This window comes from Rhodococcus sp. P1Y, from assembly GCF_003641205.1.
Lineage (GTDB): Bacteria > Actinomycetota > Actinomycetes > Mycobacteriales > Mycobacteriaceae > Rhodococcoides.
Window position 1 is genome coordinate 3090999 of record NZ_CP032762.1, and the last position, 20261, is coordinate 3111259.

Below are 20261 nucleotides of genomic sequence, written 5' to 3' on the forward strand. Positions count from 1 at the left end.
GGCCTGCTCGGGAGGGGTCTCACACGTTGGTCACAGCCGACGGTTCTAATGTTTGTCGAGTGAATCGTCGGATTGCCACTCTTGTCGCCGCTCTCGTGCCCGTTGTCGTACTGGGCGTCGTGGGCACCGTCATCACCGTGCCCTTCGCGGCCCTCGGCCCAGGACCGACCTACAACACTCTCGGTGATGCCGACGGTAAGCCAGTCGTCCAAATCGACGGGACCAGTGTCGACCCCACGACGGGGCATCTGAACATGACGACGGTGGCGGTGCGCGACCAGCTCAACCTCTTCGAGGCGCTCGGCTTCTGGGCAAGCGGACGGCAAGGGCTCGTCCCTCGCGAAGAGGTGTATCCGCCGGACAAGTCGAAAGAAGAGGTCCAGGAGAGCAACCAGGCAGACTTCGAGCAGTCCGAGAACAGTGCGCAACTCGCCGCACTCCACCATCTGGGCCTACCCATCGTCCTCGTAGTCGGTGCGGTCGCGCCTGATGGGCCGGCGGCCGGCTTGCTCAACGACGGCGAACGGCTGATCTCGGTCGGAGGCGTCGCCGTGGACTCGGTCACGGCAGTGCGCGAGTCGGTCAGCGCCCGGACGCCGGGCGAGTCGATCGACATCGTGGTCGCGAAGGACGGCGTCGAACGAACCGAGAGTGTGGTGCTCGGCGCACGTCCAGACGCGCCCGAGAAGGGCTACCTCGGTGTCACCCCTGCCGAGGAACCCGACGTGCCGTTCACCGTCACCTTCAATCTCGCAGATGTCGGAGGGCCTTCGGCTGGACTCATGTTCAGCTTGGCCGTGGTGGACAAACTCAGTCCGGGGGAGCTGAGCAACGGTGATTTCGTGGCGGGGACAGGAACGATCGACTCAGGTGGGACCGTCGGTCCGATCGGTGGAATTCCGTACAAGCTCATCGCAGCCCGCGAGGCGGGCGCGACCACATTCCTCGTCCCGTCCCAAAATTGCGACGAAGCTGCCGCGAACGCACCGGACGGACTGCGTCTGGTCAAAGTCGATTCGCTCGACGGCGCGATCGACTCGTTGGAAGCCCTCGGCTCAGGCGGCGACGCACCTAGTTGCTGAGGCGCAGCGCCGCTAGTCGTCCTCGACCACGTCGAAGGTGGCGTGGAGGGCGCTGACGATGCCGGGCGCCAAGTCGTCGTAGAGCAGCAGTTCGACGGGCGCGAACGGGTCTGCGTCCTCGTCGGGTCGTAGCTGGAGCAGGGTCAACGACGGCCCGTCCTTCAGAACGGCGGCGATGAGTCGCCCGTCCTTGCGGTCGGGGTGGGTGTGCGCGGCCCGGCGGGCTGCGTCGTCGGCTGCGTCGCGGTCCGCGAGGAGGGGGACGAGTGCTTCGTCCAAGGCGGTTTCGGCCGCAGGCGGCAGAACGACGATCTCCTGAACGAGAGCGCATCCGATCACGCCTTCCGGCCACGTCGTGGTGGCCAGGAATTCGTCGAGCGCGTGCGATGCGCCGCTGAGATCCTCGGGGAGCGAATGCTGCTGGATCGGTGTGAGCAGGGCGCCGTCGGCAAGGTCGTCCAGAAGTCCCGGTTCTGCGGCGGCGAGCAACGACGTCGGTACGAGCGCGAAGAGTTGCGGCGGCTGACCCCAGCCTTCGCCGTCGACGAAGTCGACCACTTCTCGCGCGCATCGGGCCAGGGCGTCACCGAGCGCTTCGGTGTTCGGATCGGGGTCGACACCGTCGCGGAACAGATCGTCGCTGAAATCACTCACCCCGCCATCTTCTCACTGACGAGCCCTCGCCTAAGTCACGGCCTTCGTGAACCCGAGCACCCCGCGGCCGTGTGAGAGCTAAGAGCGGAGGCAGCGGATGCGCTGTCGGCACTCGGGTGTTGCGTTCCGTACAGTGGTCCTCAAATCGGACATGGCGACGCATACAGTGCGTCGCCGACCCATCAGCGATACCTAGGTGTATCGCCCGAATTTGGAGTGTGGCACGTGGGCATGAGGGCCCCCACCGGTCTACCGTCGCTGTCGCGGCGCGGCCGGGTATTACTTGTTCTGGCCTTGGTCCTCGCAGCATTGCTGCTAATCGGTCCACGCCTCATCGACACTTACACGAATTGGTTGTGGTTCGGGGAAGTCGGATTCCGTCAGGTCTTCACCACCACGCTCTTGACGCGACTGGTGATTTTCCTGATCATCGCCGCTGTCGTCGGTGGCATCGTCTTCCTGGCGCTGCTGCTGGCGTATCGAAATCGCCCCGTCTTCGTACCCGTTGCAGGGCCGAACGATCCGATCGCTCGCTACCGAACGACGGTCATGAGCCGGCTGCGTCTGTTCGGAATCGGAATTCCGGTTGCGTTCGGTCTGATCTCGGGTCTGATCGCGCAGTCCAGTTGGACCACGGTTCAGTTGTTCTTGAACGGTGGAGATTTCGGCGTCACGGATCCGCAGTTCGGGTTGGATATCGGTTTCTACTCGTTCGACCTGCCGTTCTTCCGCTTCGTTCTCAACTGGCTGTTCGTCGCCACGCTGATCGCGTTCTTCGCGAATCTGTTGACGCAGTACGTGTTCGGGGGAATTCGACTGGCAGGTCGCGAAGGTGCACTTACCCGCGCCGCACGCATCCAGTTGGCAGTTATTGCCGGGTCGTTCGTGTTGTTCAAGGCCATCGCGTACTGGCTCGACCGGTACTCGCTGTTGTCGAGCAGTCGCAAGGAACCGATCTTCAGCGGTGCAGGCTTCACAGACATCAATGCCGTGCTTCCGGCAAAGCTGATTTTGCTGGCGATCGCATTGATCTGTGCCGCAGCGTTCTTCGCTGCAATCTTCCTCCGCGATCTCAGGGTGCCTGCTCTTGCCACCGCACTGCTCGTCCTGTCCTCGATTCTCGTCGGCGCGGTGTTCCCTCTGCTGATGGAGCAGTTCTCGGTTCGGCCGAACGCCGCCGAGAAGGAACGGGCGTACATCGAGCGGAACATCGACGCGACGCGCGATGCGTACGGCATCGGCGACGATGTCGTCGAATACCAGGACTACTCGGGCGAGGGCTCGCAGAATCCGCGTGAAAGCCAGGCGGACATCACCACCATCGCCAACACTCGCTTGCTCGATCCGAACGTGTTGTCCCGAACGTTCACCCAGCAGCAGCAGCTGAAGAACTTCTTCGGATTCCCGTCGACGCTCGATGTCGATCGTTACGAGATCGACGGCCAGCTGCAGGACTACATCGTCGCTGCCCGTGAGCTGTCTCCGGAGTCCTTGACCGGCAACCAGACGGACTGGATCAACCGGCACACCGTGTACACCCACGGAAACGGGTTCGTCGCGGCACCGGCCAATCGCGTGAATGCAGCGGTTCAGGACCCGACGGCCGAGGGTGCCAACAGCAACAGCGGTTACCCGATCTACACCGTCAGCGACATCGCGTCGCAGGGCACCGAACAGGTCATTCCCGTCGACCAGCCGCGCATCTACTACGGCGAGGTCATCGCGCAGGCCGATCCGGATTACGCAATTGTCGGTGCCTCGGGCACGGGTGATCGTGAGTACGACACCGACGACTCGAACTACACCTACACGGGTTCAGGCGGTGTATCCGTCGGCAATTGGTTCAACCGCCTTGCCTTCGCTGCCAAGTATGCCGAGCGCAACATTCTGTTCTCCGGCGCCATCAGTGACGATTCCAAGATCATCTTCAATCGCGATCCTCGTGACCGCGTCCAGAAGGTGGCGCCGTGGCTGACCACCGACACGGATTCCTACCCGGCCGTGGTCGACGGCAAGATCGTGTGGATCGTCGACGGTTACACCACATTGGAATCATTCCCGTACGCCCAGCGCGCGTCGCTGGACGGTCTCACCGCCGACAGCGTCGAACCGACGACGGGCCGGCCGCTCCCACGTGAAGAGGTCTCCTACATCCGTAACTCGGTGAAGGCGACCGTCGACGCGTACGACGGCAAAGTCACGCTGTACCAGGTCGACGAACAGGACCCGGTGCTGAAGGCGTGGATGGGTGTGTTCCCGGATTCGGTGAAACCGCAGTCCGACATTTCTCCGGAACTGCGTTCGCACTTCCGCTACCCGGAGGATCTGTTCAAGATCCAGCGCGAGATGCTGGCCAAGTACCACGTCGACAACCCAGGTGAGTTCTTCACCAACAACGCGTTCTGGTCCGTTCCGAGCGACCCGACGGTCGACGGTGGCACCGATCTGAATCAGCCGCCGTACTACGTCCTCATCGGCGATCCGGATTCGGGTGAGCCGTCGTTCAGGCTGACCAGCGCGATGGTCGGATTCAATCGCGAGTTGCTCTCGGCGTACATCTCGGTTCGATCCGATCCCGAGAACTACGGAAAGTTCACGATTCTGCAGCTGCCGACGAATACGCAGACCCAGGGTCCGCAGCAGGCACAGAACTCGATGACGTCCGACTCGCGAGTCGCGTCGGACAGGACGTTGCTGCAGCAGTCCAACACCATTCAGTACGGCAACCTACTGACGTTGCCGATCGCGGACGGCGGAATTCTGTACGTCGAACCGCTGTACACGGAGCGAAATACCGCGTCGACATCTACGTTCCCGCAGCTGACGAGGGTATTGGTCAGCTACCGCGAACCAGGTTCGGGTGGCGGGGTGCGCGTCGGATATGCGGCGACGCTGTCCGAAGCGCTGGACCAGGTCTTCGGATCGGGCACGGGTACGGCCGCGACTGCTCCTGGTGGTGACGCAGCGGATCCGCAGCCGACCGAGCCCGAGAACGGAAATCAGGAGGGCACGGTAACTACTCCTCCTGCGACTCCGGCTCCGGCTCAGCAGGGTCAGCCGAGTGCGGCGGAGGTTCAACGTCTGAATTCGGCTCTTGCCGACGTCAGGTCCGCGCAGACCAGTGGTGACCTGGGTCGACTCGGTGATGCGTTCGATGCGCTTCAGCAGGCAATCGACGCGTACAACAGCAACTAGTTCACGCAAGCCAAGAACGAGGCGCCCGTCGCCACTTCTCTTCCTGAAGTGGCGACGGGCGCCTCGTTGCATGCGGTGCTGGTTGGTGTCCAGCCGGGTCTATCGACCGATCGAGGTAAGTACGGGCGAGTTCGCGCTGACGAGCTGCTCGAACTGCGCGCCGAGGCCGTACTGGTCGGCAAGTTTGGATGCCGCGTCGAAGCCCTGCTGTGCGGCGGTGACGGCCTGCTGAGCCGGTGCCTGGTACTCGGGAGCAACCGGCAGTGCCGGTGCTACGGGCGCGGGCGCGGCCGGCGCGGCCGGTGCGGGTGCTTCGGCCTCGGGCTCAGGAGTCGAAGCACCTGTGGTCAGCTGCTGGCCACACACTGGCCATGCGCCAACACCCTGGCTCTGCAGGGTGTTCTCCGCGACGCGGATCTGCTCGGCCTTGGAGGCGCCGTGCGGTGACCCGGTGCCGCCGTTGGCGGTCCAGGTGCTCTGCGAGAACTGCAGGCCGCCGTAGTAGCCGTTTCCAGTGTTGATGCTCCAGTTGCCGCCGCTCTCGCACTGTGCAACGCCATCCCAGTTGTGCTCCGCAGCGTTCGCGGTGCCTACGGAGAGGCCGAGCGGAATCGCAACGACGGCGCCGGTGACGGCGACCCATCCGAGTGCACGCTTGCTGAACTGTGTTTGTTTGGTCATGCGGGGTGAATCCTCTCCGCGCTTGCCGGCGCAACCAGCCGTGAGACACGTCGTACTCCTGTGTCCCGGCACCGTGTACGAGTGGCCGTCCACATTGCGAGTTCGGCGTCGTACGTGTTGCGGCTCTGCCCCCGTGCGTATCGGGGAACCATCTCCCGCGGGGCAGAGCGATGCAGCGGCGGGGGAGGTACTGACCCTGCGTTGTAGGGCCGACAGCGAAGGTAGCGGAGGATTTTCGTGACGTCACACTAAGAATTGGGAGCCGCAACGCTCACATGCTGAGACGTTCTGGGCTGTTTCAGCAGGTCGGACGGGCTCGCGACCCATTCGTTTCCGCTTCGTTACACCACTGTTATGTGGGATGAATCACCAAGAAAATGTGACTCGGTGCACTGGTAGGTTGGCGTCGACTGCGGTAGTTCGCGCGGCAAAGAATCATCGAACCTGACCGACGCTTGCCGTACACGCGATTTGCATCCAGGCGATGCCGTCGGGTAACTTGATATCTCGCAGCGCGGGGTGGAGCAGCTCGGTAGCTCGCTGGGCTCATAACCCAGAGGTCGCAGGTTCAAATCCTGTCCCCGCTACTAACGAAAAAGCCAGCACTCTTTCGGGTGCTGGCTTTTTCGTGTTCTCGACCGCTGTGCTCAGAGCGCGGTCGCGCGGCAAACGTCCAAGACACCGTCGCCGATGACCACTCCGGACGCTCGGTACGCGGGGGCTTTTCGACTACGCGCGATCCTGGGGAGGATCGGAATCCGGCTCGGTGTCGTCCGCGGTGAGGTCGACTGTGTCGCCGCCCTCGAGGACCGTCAACTCCTGCTCTGCCTCGGCGATCAAACCCTTCGCCTCGTCCTTGATCTTCTTCGCCCAATCGGACATGGTGACTCTCTCCTCCGCTTGAAACGTGTACCCCATTCTCTACCAGGTTCGCTCGGTGCGGGAGCGGCCGGTCTCGTCGACGGCCGTGAGACCGCGCCTAGTTCGGCGGCGACCCTCCAGGGCGACTCCCATCTGCAGGTCTCTCACCGCCCCGATGAGGGCACGCAAGAGCGGACTTCTGTGTTTCCTCCAGACGCCGCCGGAGGTATCGGCGCTCCGGCTCGGACCCGGCCAGCTCGAGGGCTCGACGAAACCCGTCGGCAGCCTCGTCGAACCGGGCCATCCTGTGCAACAGATCCGCTCGCGCGGCGTGGAACGGGTGGTAGCTGCTCATTGCTGGGTTCCGGGCCAGAGTGTCCAGGAGGCGAAGTCCGGCGGACGGACCATCGCGCATCGCGATTGCGACTGCTCGGTTCAGTGACACGATCGGCGAGGGCGCAGTTCGGACGAGAACGTCGTAGAGCGCGACTATCTGGGGCCAATCGGTGTCCGCGACGCTCGGCGCTTCGTCGTGCACTGCCGCGATCGCGGCCTGGACAGCGTAGGGGCCAGGGTTTCCGCCGGTGAGAGCGAGAACGACCAGCGCACTGCCCTCCGATATGGCGCCTGGATCCCAGAGGCTTCGGTCCTGCTCGTCCAGGAGAAGGAGTTCGCCTGCGCGTTCCCTGGCTCGATGACGTGCATGGGTCAGCAGCATCAGGGCAAGGAGTCCCGTTACTTCGCGTTCGTTCGGCATCAACTTGTGCAGTATTCTGCCGAGACGAAGCGCTTCTTCGGCGAGATCCAGACGGACCAGATCATCGCCCGACGATGCCGCATATCCCTCTGTGAAGATCGAGTACACCACCTGCAGTACACCGGGCAGGCGGTGTGCGAGTTCGTCGTGGTCGGGTACCCGAAAAGGAATTCGGGTGCCCGCGATCTTTTTCTTGGCCCGCGAGATACGTTGGCCTGCTGTGGATTGCGGAATCATGAAGGCGCGCGCGACCTCGGACGTCGTGAAGCCTGCGAGACAGCGCAGCATGATGGCGACTCGGTCGTCCGCATGCAACGCCGGGTGCGCGCAGGTGAAGAACAACTGAAGGCGTTCATCCGGGAAATCGCCCGACGCCGCGTCTACGGCCGGGGCCGCTCGATCCTGTTCCACGTGGAGGATCGCAAGCCGTGCTGCGTACGCTTGGTCGCGGCGTAGGCGGTCTACAGCCCGGCGCCTGGCTGTCGTCAACAGCCAGGCACCGGGTTTGGTCGGGACTCCGTCGATAGGCCAGCGCACCAGCGCGGTCTCGATCGCCTCGGACGTCACGTCCTCCGCGAGCTCGAGATCGCCGTACCGACGAACGAGAGCCGCGAGGAGTAATCCTCGCTCCTCCCGAAACACGGCCTCCAGCGACGTGGACGCACTGTCGCTCATCCGCGGTCCGCTCGGGTCAGAATTCGGCGATGGGACGAACCACGACCGAACCGCCGCCCCGAGACCCCGGGCAGCGGGCGGCCCAGTCGAGTGCGGCGTCGAGATCGGGGACGTCGATCACCTCGAAACCACCCAGGACTTCGCGAGCCTCGGCGAACGGTCCGTCGGTGACGCTGCGCTCGCCCGTCGAATCGACCTGTACGGTCGTCGCGGTCGTGAGGTCTGCCAAAGCGTGACCGGTGACCCACACGCCCGCGTCCTGCATTTCCTTGCCGTACTGGACCCAGTCCGACACGGTGCAGCCGTTGTCGAAATCGGCACTCGGTGCGTTGATCAGCAGCATGTACTTCATGATGGTCTCCCGTGTTCGATCGTCTCGTTGCTTTACATGATGACGACGAACGAGCACCGTCGCTTTCGACACGACGAAACAAAGTTCTGTGGGAACGGCGAAACCCCGCGAACCGAGGGTGCGCGGGGTTTCGGCGGTCGAGGATTGCGTCGACCGAAAATTACTTCAACTGTGCCGAGGTTTTTCCGAGTACGCGGCGAGCAACGATCAGCTGCTGAATCTGCTGAGTGCCCTCGAAGATGTCGAGAATCTTCGAGTCGCGGCTCCACTTTTCGAGCAGCAGTCGTTCGGAGTAGCCGTAGCTACCCGCGAGCTCGACGGCCTTGAGGGTGATGTCGGTAGCCGAACGGCCCGCCTTCGCCTTTGCCATGGATGCCTGCAGCGAGTTCGGCTCCTTGTTGTCGGCCATCCACGCAGCACGCAAAGCGAGGAGATGGGCGGCCTCCCAGTCGGCTTCGAGTCGCAGGAATTCAGCCGCAGCGGCGTGCTGGTTGTACGCAGGCGTGGTGTACGAGATCTCCACACCGGCTTCGTCGAGAATCGAGCGAAGCTCTTCCAGCGCCGCGCGGGCAACACCGATGGCCATACCCGCGACCAGAGGCCGCGTGTTGTCGAACGTCTGCATGACGCCCGCGAATCCCTTTTCGGTGTTGACCTCGGCCGATCCGAGAAGGTTGTCCTTCGGGATGCGGCAGTCCTCGAGCAGAAGGGCGGCGGTGTCCGACGCCTTGATGCCGAGCTTGTGCTCCAGACGGGCCACACTGAGTCCAGGAGCGTCACGAGGAACCACGAAGGACTTGATCGCGGCGCGGCCTGCCGACTTGTCGACACTTGCCCACACCACGATGTGCGTCGAGCGCTCACCTGCGGTGACGTAGATCTTCTCGCCGTTGAGAACCCACTCGTCCCCGTCGAGGACGGCTGTGGTGGTGACGGCGGCCGAGTCGGATCCGAAGCTGGGCTCGGTGATAGCCATCGAGGCCCACACCTTGCCGAAGCGCTCGAGCTGCTCGTCGGTGGAGACGGCGGCGATGGCCGAGTTACCGAGTCCCTGGTAGGGGATGGAGAGAGTCAAACCGACGTCGCCCCAGCAGGTCTCGATGACGTTGACCAGTGCAGCCATGTTGCCGCCGTTGGCATTTGCCGTCTTGCTCGGCTTCGGCGCGCTCTCGCTGTCCTTGGCGCGGCCGCCCGATGCACCGCCTACCTCGTTGCCCGCGTCGGCCATTCCTTCGACCATGGAGGCCATGGTGTCGAGTTCGACGGGGTACTCGTGCTCGGCGAGATCGTACTTACGGGAGATGGGGCGAAAGATCTCGGCCGCGACCTGATGTGCCTGATTCGCTTGCGCCCTGAGCTTCTTGGGTAGTTCGAGATTGATCATGGTGTGTCGATTCCTTGGCGGGGTTCTCGAGAAATGGGAAGCGAATCAGATGAGGACGATGCCCTCGGTGACACCGACGGCGCGGAGATCGCGGTACCAGCGCTCCACGGGGTGTTCCTTGGTGAATCCGTGTCCGCCGAGCAGCTGAACGCCGTCGGAACCGATCTGCATTCCCTTCTCGGCTGCGAGGCGCCTTGCAAGTGCTGCTTCGCGGGCGAAGGACTTGCCCTGCTCGGCCCTCGATGCGCCACGCAGCGTTACCAGACGCAGTCCGTCGAGTTCGATTGCGATGTTTGCGACCATGAAGGCGACCGCCTGGCGATTGCTGATCGGCTCACCGAAGGCTTCGCGCTCGTTCACGTAGGGGATGACGTAGTCCAACACGGCTTGTCCGGTACCGACAGCCAAGGCCGACCATCCGAGGCGCGCGAGACTGATCGCGTCTGCATAGTCGAGCGCACGCTGATCAGCATCACCGTCTCCCAGCAGTGCCGACTCGGGAACCGCGACATCCGTCAGCACCAGGCGTCCTAGGCCCGCTGCGCGCAGTCCCATGCTGGGATCGGCTTCGACAACGAGGCCCTTGGTGTCGGACTCGACGATGAAGAACGAGGGGCGGCCTTCGAGTTCGGCTGCGACGATGAACAACTCGGAGCTTCCAGCAGCGGGAACCACGCTCTTGACGCCGTTGAGCTTGAAGCCGCTGGGGGAGCGCACTGCTTTCGTCTTCAAGACGAACGGATCGAACAACGCACGTGGTTCGTTGACTACGACGGATGCACCCGGCACCTTTTCGCCCACGAAAGCCGGAAGGTACGTCTTCTGCTGAGCGTCTGTGCCCCACTGGGTAAGTGCGACCGCCACACCGCTCGGCGCGAGGATCGGAAGAGCCAGGCCCATGTCGCCGTGCGCGAGCGCCTCGGCGACAAGCGCGTTGGTGACGGCGCCGCGTTCGCTCGCCGCTCCGTCGAGTTCTTCCGGAACGTTGATGAAGGTGATGCCCAGCTCTGCAGACCGTCGGACGAGATCCTCCGGTGATGCTGCTGCCTCATCCGCGTCGTGTGCTGCCGGCCGAATGATCTCTTCGGCGAACTCCTTGACCGTCTCGACGATCATGCGCTGTTCGTCGTCGGGCGTCAGATCGAAGTAGTCGAGATTCTTGACGGACGCGTCGTCGAGGCGCTTGGGCTTTTCGTTGCCACTGACCTTCGCGAAGGTCCGAGTAGCAGCACCGAGGGTTTTGAAGCCCGTCTTGGTGCTCTCGTACGTGACGCGGTCGATCGTCTGGCGGAGGTTGTACTTCTCCGCGAGGTCGGATCCGGTGATGGCCGTGAGCACGCGCATAGCGGTGCCGATGGCATCACGCTTGTACGGATTGAGGCCAACCGCGGATGTGTCGCGAGGCGCTGTGCGCTTCGTCTCGATCACACTGTCTTGCTTGCTCATGATCACCAGCTGTTTCTCGGTGTCGGTCTCGGACTTGCACTATCTTACTCCCGAGTAAGTTAGCTGTCTACTCCCGAGTAAGAAGTGAACGCAATCGCCGGGCCTGCGGGATGTGGCAGCATGTGCGTTCGTGCCTGTCATCGCTCAGATCTTTGCGGCCGCTGCGGCTGCCCTCCACGTCGTGATCTTCGTGTTGGAAAGTGTTGCCTGGAGCAAGCCTGCCGTGTGGAAGAGGTTCGGTGTCACAAGTCAGTCGGACGCTGACGTGACGAAGCCGATGGCGTTCAATCAGGGCTTCTACAACCTGTTCCTGGCCGTTGGAATCGTGGTCGGCTTGATCGTCGGTGGCGCGGCCGGAGATGCGATCGTCGTATTCGCGTGTCTGAGCATCGTCGGAGCCGCGCTGGTATTGGCCACCGGCGGCAAGAAGTACTTCCGCCCGGCGATCGTCCAGGGAATCACCCCGCTGATCGCGTTGGTGCTCACAGCTCTCCTCTGACCCTCTAGGTGACCGGAAATATCTAGAGGGTTATGTATTTCCGCTCACGGGCGGCGAAGCCGACCAATCACGTCCTCATGCAGGATCGAGTTGGTCGCGACTGCACTTCCGCCGTGCGGGCCTGCATCTCCGTCGAGCGAGGTGAATCGGCCGCCTGCCTCCCGGACCAGAATGTCGAGGGGTGCCAGATCCCACAGCGAGACCTCCGGCTCGGTCGCGATGTCGAGGGTGCCCTCGGCGAGCAGACAATACGAGAAGAAGTCGCCGTATCCCCGTACACGCCACACGGAGTCCGTGAGGTCGATGAACCGGTCGCGGATCCCGCGCTCCTTCCACCCGGACAGACTGGCGAAACTCAAACTCGCCGAGGCGAGTTGGCGTACCGATGACACGGTGATCCGACGAGGTGCGCCGCCGTCGTACGACGTCCAGGCTCCGCCGTCCTTCGATGCCCACCAGCGACGGTTGAGCGCGGGCGCGCTGATGACTCCGACGACCGGCACGCCGTCCTCCAGCAATGCGATCAAGGTTGCCCAGATGGGGACACCGCGTACGAAGTTCTTGGTTCCGTCGATCGGATCGACAACCCATTGGCGCCCGTCGAACACTGCGTCGCCGCCGAATTCTTCCCCGAGAATCGCATCGTCGGGGCGCTGCTCGGCAACGATCGACCGAACTTTCCGCTCCACCGCAAGGTCGGCGTCGCTGACCGGACTCAGATCCGGCTTGTCGTCTACTTTCAGATCGAGAGCGAGGAACCGGTCACGGGTGATGTCGTCCGCCTGGTCGGCGATCGACAGGGCGAGTTGCAGGTCAGCGGCAGAGAAAGTCACGCACCAACAGTAGTGCCCAGGGTGGCAGAGGCACCGTCACCCTGGGCGCTCCCGGCATCAGGCGGTGACTTCGTTCGACTTCCCGGTGGAGGGCAGCCGCAGACCCGTGGGTGAAGGACGCGGGCGAACCTGCTCACGCCGTGGATGGGTCCGATGCGGTCGGGAATTGTTCGACGCGGGGCGGCTCGATGGTCCGCTGCCTCGGCGACTGCCGGTAACCTTGACTCTCGTGCATCCTGACGTATCCGCGGACCTGAACGAACTCGACATCACCCTCACGACTATCGAGTCGGTTCTCGATGTCGAGGAGCTGCGTCGGCGCATCGACGAGCTAGAACATCAGGCCGCGTCTCCGGACTTGTGGAACGACCAGGAACACGCGCAGCAAGTGACGAGCCAGCTCTCGCATGCGCAGGCGGAGTTGCGCCGAGCGGAGGAGCTCCGCAGCCGTCTCGACGACCTCCCTGTCCTCTACGAACTCGCCGAGGGCGAGGAAGGCGAGGCCGCCGTGTCGGCGACGGCGGATGCGGACGCAGAGCGGTTCTCGTTGCGCGAAGACATCGCCGCCGCCGAGGTGCGCACGCTCCTGTCCGGTGAGTACGACCAGCGCGACGCCCTCGTCAACATCCGATCCGGTGCAGGCGGGATCGATGCAGCGGACTGGGCAGAAATGTTGATGCGGATGTACATCCGCTGGGCCGAGAAGCACGGCTACGGCGTCGAGGTCTACGACACGTCGTACGCGGAGGAAGCGGGCATCAAGAGCGCGACCTTCGCCGTCAAGGCCCCGTACACCTACGGCACCCTGTCGGTCGAGCAGGGAACCCACCGGCTCGTGCGCATCAGCCCGTTCGACAACCAGGGGCGTCGTCAGACGTCCTTCGCCGAGGTCGAGGTGCTGCCGGTGGTCGAGACCACCGACCACATCGAGATTCCCGAGGGCGACATTCGCGTCGACGTCTACCGGTCGTCCGGGCCGGGAGGACAGTCGGTCAACACCACCGACTCTGCGGTGCGTCTGACTCATATTCCGACGGGCATCGTGGTGACCTGCCAGAACGAGAAGTCTCAGCTGCAGAACAAGGTGTCGGCGATGCGTGTGCTGCAGGCCAAGCTGCTCGAAGTCAAGCGCAAGGAAGAGCGTGCCGAGATGGATGCCCTCAAGGGTGACGGCGGCAGTTCGTGGGGCAACCAGATGCGCTCGTACGTGCTGCATCCGTACCAGATGGTCAAGGATCTACGGACCGAGTACGAGGTGAACAATCCCTCCACCGTGCTCGACGGCGACATCGATGGTTTCCTGGAGGCAGGAATTCGATGGCGTATGCGGGGGGACGAGTAGATCACCATGATCACAGCACTGTCGTTCGGTGTTCCGCCGGACTTGGAACGTTGGCTGACCGGCAGTGGACTGGAGATCGTGCTGTACATCCTCGGTGGGATGTTGATTGCGCGGTTGATCTCCTACCTGGGTTCGCGCATCACCGACCGAATCGATTCGAACTACCAGCACAGCGACGCGCTTGTGCGCTCGGAGGCCGCGAAGCACCGTCACGCGCTGGCCCAGGTGATCACGTGGGTCGCCGTCACCATCGTCTACGTCCTCGTAACCATCGAAGTGTTACGACGGTTCGGGTTCGCGGTCACCAGCCTCGTGGCACCTGCGACGGTGTTGGGCGCTGCACTCGGTTTCGGTGCGCAGCGAGTGGTCCAGGACATCCTCGCCGGCTTCTTCATCATCACCGAGCGGCAGTACGGATTCGGTGACACCGTGCAGATTGCGGTCAACGGATCGGCGGAGGACGCGGAAGGCACGGTCGAGGATGTGACCCTTCGCGTCACTCGGGTGCGGAGTGTCGACGGCGAAGTGATCACGGTGCCCAACGGCCAGATCGTCAAGGCCATCAACCTGTCGAAGGATTGGGCTCGGGCTGTGGTCGACGTTCCGGTCCCGTCCATCGCGGACCTCAATCGGGTCAACGAGATCCTGCGAACGGTCGGACGCGCAGCGTTCGATGACGAGCGTCTACGTCCACTGTTGCTGGACGAGCCGACGGTGATGGGAGTGGAAAGCATCGAGGTCGACGTGGTCAACGTCCGACTCGTTGCCCGAACTCTGCCGGGCAAACAATTCCAAGTAGGCCGTGAACTGCGTGTTCGCGTCGCTGCAGCTCTCCAGCCCGAAGGAATCAGCGTCAGTCCCGACGTATCGACGGCAGGTGTCGCACCGGACGGTGCGTCGCGAGACAGGGAGGGGGAGCTATGACCGAATCGGACTCCGATCCAGACCGTCCGAGAAGGAACTGGAAGATTCCCGCCCGCATCTACGGACGCGTCCGCACGTCGACGGTGTTGCTCGGCATCTGCTTCGTCCTTACGGCTCTGCTGTACGACCAGGTTCGGCCAGACCCCGAGCTGGTGCAGACTGGTCCACAACCGATCGACACGAGTCAGTACACCCAACAGCCGGCGTATCAACCGGAGTACACCGAGCCGTCGACGACACCCACGCCGAGCACGACCGAGGACCTTACGACCACCGAGGATCCGTCCGGTACCGGATCGACCTCCGGCGAGCCTGGTTCCACTTCGGGTGGGTCCGGTAGCTCCACCACGCAGGATCCGACGTACCTACCGGGGTTGACGGTTCCGCGGGAACTGAGATCGTTGTTCCCACCTGCTCCGCAGGCGCCGAGCGTCTCCGGAACTCCCTGAGCGCGACCGCATTGCCCAAAGCCGGCCCCTGCAGATCCTCAGGCGACACACATGTTCCGCCGGGTCGGTTACCGGCGGGTAAGGGCTACACTGGCGACCCGTGATCAGCACCACGAATGTCTCCAAGTCCTACAAGACCTCGACCAGGCCTGCCCTGGACAACGTGACTGTCTCGGTGGAAAAAGGAGACTTCGTCTTCCTCATCGGCCCGTCGGGATCCGGCAAGTCGACGTTCATGCGTTTGCTGCTCAAGGAGGAGACGCCGACGTCGGGTGACATTCATGTCGCCGATTTTCACGTGAACCGTTTGTCGTCTCGTCGAGTCCCGAAATTACGCCAGTCCATGGGCTGCGTGTTCCAGGATTTCCGGTTGCTGCAGCAGAAGACCGTCGTGGAGAACGTCGCGTTCGCGCTGGAGGTCATCGGGAAGCCCCGTTCGATGATCAAGCGGACGGTGCCGGAAGTGCTCGATCTCGTGGGTCTCGGAGGCAAGTCGGATCGTCTGCCGACCGAACTCTCGGGTGGTGAGCAGCAGCGCGTCGCCATCGCGAGGGCCTTCGTCAACCGGCCGTTGGTCCTGCTCGCCGACGAGCCGACAGGAAACCTCGATCCTGACACCAGTCAGGACATCATGATGCTGCTCGAACGGATCAACCGCACCGGAACCACCGTTCTGATGGCAACACACGACAACCACATCGTCGATTCCATGCGACGCAGAGTCATCGAATTGGACAACGGCCGCGTGGTGCGTGACGAGGCACGCGGGGTCTACGGCGTCGGTAGGTAGTGCCGCCGGTACCGCCTCCCACCTCGACCTTTTTCGTAGACACCGAAGGGCCCGGATTCTCCGATGCGCGCAAGTTTCATCTTCAGCGAAGTTCTCACTGGACTTCGACGCAACATCACGATGACCATCGCGATGATTCTGACCACGGCGATCTCGCTCGGCCTGTTCGGCGGCGGTCTCCTGGTGGTCCAGATGGCAGGCAAGACGCAGCAGATATTCCTCGACCGTGTCGAGGTGCAGATCTTTCTGACCGACGACATCTCGGCGACCGACGCCGACTGTGCCGAGGAGACATGCCGAACGATACGAACGGATCTCGAGCAGACTCCGTCCGTCGTCTCGGTTCAGTACCTCAACCGCGACGACGCTGTGAAAGATGCGACGGAACGCGTGTTCAAGGATCAACCTGAGCTTGCCGAATTGGTGAGCCCGGACAGTTTCCCGGCTTCGTTCAAGGTCAAGCTCAGCGATCCCGAGCGGTTCGGCGTCATCAACGACAACTTCGCAGGCCGGCCGGGCGTACAGAGTGTGCTCAATCAACGCGATCTCGTCGAGCGGTTGTTCAGCGTGCTCAACGGTGTCCGGAATGCAGCGTTCGCCATAGCGATCGTGCAGGCCGTCGCCGCTGTCCTGCTCATTGCCAACATGGTTCAGATCGCCGCGTTCACCAGACGGACCGAGGTCGGAATCATGAGGTTGGTCGGCGCGACCCGCTGGTACACCCAGCTCCCGTTCCTGCTCGAGGCAGTCGTCGCGGCCCTCATCGGGTCTGCGCTTGCGATCGGTGGGCTCTTCACTGCCAAGAACCTCTTCATCGACGACGTCCTGTCCGACGTGTACGAAGCCAATATTCTTGCCCGCATCTCCAACAGTGACGTATTGCTGGTGTCGCCGTTCCTCGCTCTCGTCGGTGTGGGAATGGCCGCCGTAACTGCCTACATCACCCTGAGGCTGTACGTCCGGGAGTAAATCCGGTTGCGACGCAGTTCTATGCTTGAGCGATTGCGCGACGGACGCGTACCGCGGTAGCAGCGCTCGAGAAAGGGCCCGTATCAAGTGAGAGAGAAGGGCCGCAAGGCCATCGCGACCAACCGAAAGGCGCGCCACAACTATTCAGTGGTCGACGTCGTCGAGGCCGGTGTCGCGCTCGTCGGAACCGAGGTCAAGAGCTTGCGCGACGGCAAGGCATCGCTGGCCGACGCGTTCGCGACGGTCGACGACGGCGAGGTGTGGTTGCGTGGCCTTCACATCGCGGAGTACACGCTCGGTAGTTGGACCAACCACGCTCCGCGCCGTACGCGCAAGCTGCTGTTGCACCGGCGAGAGATCGATCGACTGGCGACCAAGGTGAAGGACAGCAGCTATACGCTCGTTCCGCTGTCGATGTACTTCTCCGACGGCAAAGTCAAGGTCGAGTTGGCGCTGGCACGCGGTAAGCAGGACTACGACAAGCGTCAGGATCTCGCGCGCCGCACCGCCGAGCGCGAGGTCACACGCGAACTCGGTCGGCGAATCAAGGGCATGCGATGAGGAGAGTGCGCTGACCGCGATTCTGCTGGCGCTCGTCGCCGCAGTGGGCTACGGCGTCAGCGATTTCGTCGGTGGAGTGGCGTCCCGGCGGGTGGCCGCGCTGAGGGTCGTCATCGTGTCTTACCCCTTCTCGCTGGTGATCGTGTTGCTCATCGCGCCATTCGTGGGCGGAACGATCTCGTTGACGCCGATCTTGTGGGGACTGGCCTCGGGGGTCGCGGGCGGCCTTGCAGTCTGGTGGTTCTACCTCGCCCTCGCGTCGGGTCCGATGGCCGTCGTCTCGCCGTTGACAGCAGTGCTCGTGGCGGGAATTCCAGTCCTGGCGGGGTTCGCGCTCGGCGAGCGTCCGGGTGCGCTCGCGTTCGTGGGAATCGGCCTCGCCTTGGTAGCGGTCGTTCTGGTCAGCAAGGAATCGCCGGACGAGACGACGGGTGAAGTCTCGGGTGGGCGAGAGATGAAATTCACCAGGACGGTCGCGTGGCTGACCGTGGGATCCGGGGTGACCTTCGCGGTCGCGTTCATTTGCCTGCATCGGATCGGCGACGGATCGGGCCTGTGGCCGCTGGCGGCGTCTCGCGCGTCCGCGACCGCAGTGGTGTGGTGTGTCGCCCTCGCGTCCGGCCACTTCTCGCCGCCGCACGGAAGTGTGCTCAAACTGGCAGCCTTCGTCGGAGTTCTCGACGTTGTGGCCAACGCTGCGTTGCTGTACGCCTACCAGGGTGGACTGCTCTCGCTCGTGAGTGTCATTGCGTCGCTGTACCCGGCCGCGACGGTCCTGCTCGCGATGGTGATGTTGGGTGAGCGAGTGGGGCGTCTGCAACAGGCCGGCATGGTGCTGGCGCTCGGTGCGGTGGGTTTGATCGCACTCGGTTGACGAGCGGGTTGAACAGGGCGAACGGGGGTATCAATACCCGATGACCGCCAACAGCAATGCACACTCCCGCCGAGCCCTCGTCACCGGAGCGACGGGATACCTCGGCGGCCGTCTTGCCCCAAGGCTGCTCGACGCCGGTTTCACCGTCCGGGTTCTCGCCCGCAATCCCGACAAGTTGCAAGGAGTTCCGTGGGCGGACGACGTCGAGATCGCCCGTGGGGATCTGGGTGACCGGGACTCCCTGAAGGAAGCCTTCGCGGACGTCGACGTCGTCTACTACCTGGTGCACTCGATGGGGTCTGGTGGCCACGACGACTTCAAGAAGACCGAACGCGAAAGCGCCGAGAACGTCGCTGCAGTGGCGTCCGAGGTCGGAGTGTCTCGCATCGTGTATCTGGGTGGGTTGCATCCGGAGTCCGGTGAGCTCTCGGAGCATCTCGAATCGCGGGCCGAGGTCGGACGCATTCTGATCGAATCGGACGTGCCGACCCTGGTGCTCCAGGCCGGGGTCGTCATCGGCGCCGGTTCTGCATCGTTCGAAATGATTCGACACTTGACGAACCGTCTGCCGGTGATGACGACACCGCGATGGGTGCACAACAAGATTCAGCCGATCGCGGTGCGCGACATCTTGCACTACCTGATCGAATCTGCGACAGCGGAGCTACCGGAAAGTCGCACATACGATGTCGGTGGCCCGGACGTCATGGAATACGGCGAGATGATGAACATCTACGCGGACGTGGCAGGTCTTCGCAAACGACAGATGGTGGTCCTTCCGGTTCTCACTCCGCGTCTTGCCGGTCACTGGATCGGATTGGTGACGCCGATTCCCCGCGGTCTGGCAATGCCGCTGATCGAATCGCTGCAGTACGACGCCATCGCGCACGAGACCGACATCGACGCGATCGTCGCGCAGCCGGAAGGGGGCCTGACGCCGTACCGGGACTCCGTCAGGTTGGCCTTACGCACGATCGACGACGGCGAGCCCGAGTCGACCTGGTCCGGCACGGTGTCCGCGCCGTCCGATCCGTTGCCGTCCGATCCGGACTGGGCGGGTGAGACGGTGTTCACCGACGTCCGCAGCGTCTATCTCGGCAGTGGACCGGACGAAATCCGCCGCCGTCTGCGTGACGCGGTGAAGACCGGCGGTTCGAAGAACTGGCGAATAGACGACGACGGTGAGTCCGGCGACGTCAGACTCCGATCCACGGTAGCGGTGCCCGGCAATGCGTGGGTGCAGTACACGGTCGGATCTGCAGGCGGCGGAACGAAGCTCGAGCAACGCGTCGACTTCTTTCCGCGTGGACTCGCCGGACGTGCTTTCTGGTACGCATCCTTGCCTGCTCGTAAGGTGATCGCCGGACGTCAACTCCGAGCGGTTGTGGCGCAAGTCGACCGCGCGTAGAACGCGTCCGCTATCGGCATGATTCTCTTCCCTGAATATCGGGATGATTCTCCCCGAGGGACGCGTTACACTGACAAGCCCGGACAACGTGTCCGGGACATACGGGGCTGAACGGTTTCGACTTTGTATGTTGAGTCAGGGGAAGCGTGTCGGTGCAGGCGAGAGACCACCGTAAGCGTCATCGCAAACATATAAGCGCCGATTCCAATCAGCGCGACTACGCACTCGCTGCCTAAGTAGCGACTGCGTGTCTGTCAGTCCGATCTTGCCCTCGGGTCGGGTACTGGCATCAGCTAGAGGGCTTACCGATTCACTCGGCCACGGAGTGATGAGGAACATCAAACAGTGGCTGGGATCGTCATCCTGGCTTGTTTGCGAGATCAGGAGATCCAAGTAGAGGCATAGCAGACTGCACACGGAGAAGCCCTGGCAATGCAGCAGAGGACCCGGGTTCGATTCCCGGCAGCTCCACCGCGAAGACCGGGTCGGCGAGTACACGCTCGCCGGCCCGGTCTTTCTTTGCGC

General features: G+C 63.2%; 19 protein-coding genes, 1 tRNA gene and 1 other RNA gene. 13 read left to right on the forward strand and 8 right to left on the reverse strand.

Annotated features, from left to right (window positions below):
• Window positions 1–59 precede the first annotated feature (59 nt).
• Window positions 60–1082: a YlbL family protein gene (locus D8W71_RS14255; RefSeq protein WP_121114215.1), complete on the forward strand. Its 1023-nt coding sequence runs from the start codon at window positions 60–62 to the stop codon at window positions 1080–1082.
• A gap of 12 nt (window positions 1083–1094) precedes the next feature.
• Here D8W71_RS14255 and D8W71_RS14260 read toward each other — a convergent pair whose 3' ends face one another.
• Window positions 1095–1715, reverse strand: a complete 621-nt coding sequence (locus D8W71_RS14260) for a PPA1309 family protein (protein WP_201265396.1) — start codon at window positions 1713–1715, stop codon at window positions 1095–1097.
• Between the two features lie 246 nt (window positions 1716–1961).
• Here D8W71_RS14260 and D8W71_RS14265 point away from each other — a divergent pair, with 246 nt between their 5' ends.
• Complete coding sequence (locus D8W71_RS14265; RefSeq protein WP_201265067.1) at window positions 1962–4931, forward strand: UPF0182 family protein; 2970 nt, start codon at window positions 1962–1964, stop codon at window positions 4929–4931.
• Window positions 4932–5030: 99 nt separating this feature from the next.
• Here the strand turns inward: D8W71_RS14265 and D8W71_RS14270 are convergent, their stop codons facing one another.
• Window positions 5031–5612: a transglycosylase family protein gene (locus D8W71_RS14270; RefSeq protein ID WP_121114218.1), complete on the reverse strand. Its 582-nt coding sequence runs from the start codon at window positions 5610–5612 to the stop codon at window positions 5031–5033.
• A gap of 513 nt (window positions 5613–6125) precedes the next feature.
• Here D8W71_RS14270 and D8W71_RS14275 point away from each other — a divergent pair.
• A tRNA-Met gene (locus tag D8W71_RS14275) sits at window positions 6126–6199 on the forward strand.
• Between the two features lie 142 nt (window positions 6200–6341).
• Here D8W71_RS14275 and D8W71_RS27625 read toward each other — a convergent pair.
• The 5 genes from D8W71_RS27625 to D8W71_RS14300 all read right to left on the reverse strand — a co-directional run bounded on the left by D8W71_RS27625 (window position 6342) and on the right by D8W71_RS14300 (window position 11093).
• Entirely contained in the window at window positions 6342–6494 is a 153-nt protein-coding gene (locus D8W71_RS27625) for a hypothetical protein (RefSeq protein ID WP_201265068.1), read from the reverse strand.
• Window positions 6495–6591: 97 nt separating this feature from the next.
• Window positions 6592–7905, reverse strand: a complete 1314-nt coding sequence (locus D8W71_RS14285; RefSeq protein ID WP_121114220.1) for an RNA polymerase sigma factor — start codon at window positions 7903–7905, stop codon at window positions 6592–6594.
• Between the two features lie 16 nt (window positions 7906–7921).
• Entirely contained in the window at window positions 7922–8257 is a 336-nt protein-coding gene (locus D8W71_RS14290) for a YciI family protein (RefSeq protein WP_121114221.1), read from the reverse strand.
• A 160-nt stretch (window positions 8258–8417) separates the two neighbouring features.
• Window positions 8418–9641, reverse strand: a complete 1224-nt coding sequence (locus tag D8W71_RS14295) for an acyl-CoA dehydrogenase family protein (RefSeq protein ID WP_121114222.1) — start codon at window positions 9639–9641, stop codon at window positions 8418–8420.
• Window positions 9642–9686: 45 nt separating this feature from the next.
• The gene (locus D8W71_RS14300; protein ID WP_121114223.1) at window positions 9687–11093 is read right to left on the reverse strand and encodes an acyl-CoA dehydrogenase family protein; all 1407 of its coding nucleotides are present in this window, start codon (window positions 11091–11093) and stop codon (window positions 9687–9689) included.
• A 124-nt stretch (window positions 11094–11217) separates the two neighbouring features.
• On the opposite strand from D8W71_RS14300, the gene D8W71_RS14305 reads away from it, so the two are divergent.
• Complete coding sequence (locus D8W71_RS14305; protein WP_121119197.1) at window positions 11218–11586, forward strand: DUF1304 domain-containing protein; 369 nt, start codon at window positions 11218–11220, stop codon at window positions 11584–11586.
• A 44-nt stretch (window positions 11587–11630) separates the two neighbouring features.
• On the opposite strand, the gene hisN is transcribed toward D8W71_RS14305, so the two are convergent.
• Window positions 11631–12419 (reverse strand): histidinol-phosphatase, encoded by a 789-nt coding sequence (gene hisN / locus D8W71_RS14310; RefSeq protein WP_121114224.1) that lies wholly within the window; start codon window positions 12417–12419, stop codon window positions 11631–11633.
• A gap of 229 nt (window positions 12420–12648) precedes the next feature.
• On the opposite strand from hisN, the gene prfB reads away from it, so the two are divergent.
• The 9 genes from prfB (at window position 12649) to ssrA (ending at window position 20210) form a co-directional block, all read left to right on the forward strand.
• Window positions 12649–13761 carry a peptide chain release factor 2 gene (prfB, locus tag D8W71_RS14315; protein ID WP_121119199.1) on the forward strand — a complete coding sequence of 371 codons (1113 nt, stop codon included), beginning with the start codon at window positions 12649–12651 and terminating at the stop codon, window positions 13759–13761.
• A 6-nt stretch (window positions 13762–13767) separates the two neighbouring features.
• The gene (locus D8W71_RS14320) at window positions 13768–14685 is read left to right on the forward strand and encodes a mechanosensitive ion channel family protein (RefSeq protein ID WP_121114225.1); all 918 of its coding nucleotides are present in this window, start codon (window positions 13768–13770) and stop codon (window positions 14683–14685) included.
• Entirely contained in the window at window positions 14682–15134 is a 453-nt protein-coding gene (locus D8W71_RS14325; protein WP_121114226.1) for a hypothetical protein, read from the forward strand. The genes D8W71_RS14320 and D8W71_RS14325 overlap by 4 nt, the downstream gene beginning before the upstream one ends.
• 100 nt (window positions 15135–15234) lie before the next feature.
• On the forward strand, window positions 15235–15924 hold the full coding sequence (ftsE, locus tag D8W71_RS14330) for a cell division ATP-binding protein FtsE (RefSeq protein ID WP_121114227.1): 690 nt from the start codon (window positions 15235–15237) through the stop codon (window positions 15922–15924).
• 63 nt (window positions 15925–15987) lie between these two features.
• Window positions 15988–16893: a permease-like cell division protein FtsX gene (ftsX, locus tag D8W71_RS14335; RefSeq protein ID WP_121114228.1), complete on the forward strand. Its 906-nt coding sequence runs from the start codon at window positions 15988–15990 to the stop codon at window positions 16891–16893.
• 87 nt (window positions 16894–16980) lie between these two features.
• Window positions 16981–17454, forward strand: coding sequence for an SsrA-binding protein SmpB (smpB, locus tag D8W71_RS14340; RefSeq protein WP_121114229.1), 474 nt, complete (start codon window positions 16981–16983; stop codon window positions 17452–17454).
• Window positions 17455–17476: 22 nt separating this feature from the next.
• Window positions 17477–18328: a DMT family transporter gene (locus D8W71_RS14345; RefSeq protein WP_121114230.1), complete on the forward strand. Its 852-nt coding sequence runs from the start codon at window positions 17477–17479 to the stop codon at window positions 18326–18328.
• Between the two features lie 40 nt (window positions 18329–18368).
• Window positions 18369–19736, forward strand: a complete 1368-nt coding sequence (locus D8W71_RS14350) for an NAD(P)H-binding protein (protein WP_121114231.1) — start codon at window positions 18369–18371, stop codon at window positions 19734–19736.
• Window positions 19737–19839: 103 nt separating this feature from the next.
• Window positions 19840–20210, forward strand: a transfer-messenger RNA (tmRNA) gene (gene ssrA, locus D8W71_RS14355).
• The last annotated feature ends 51 nt before the right edge of the window (window positions 20211–20261 follow it).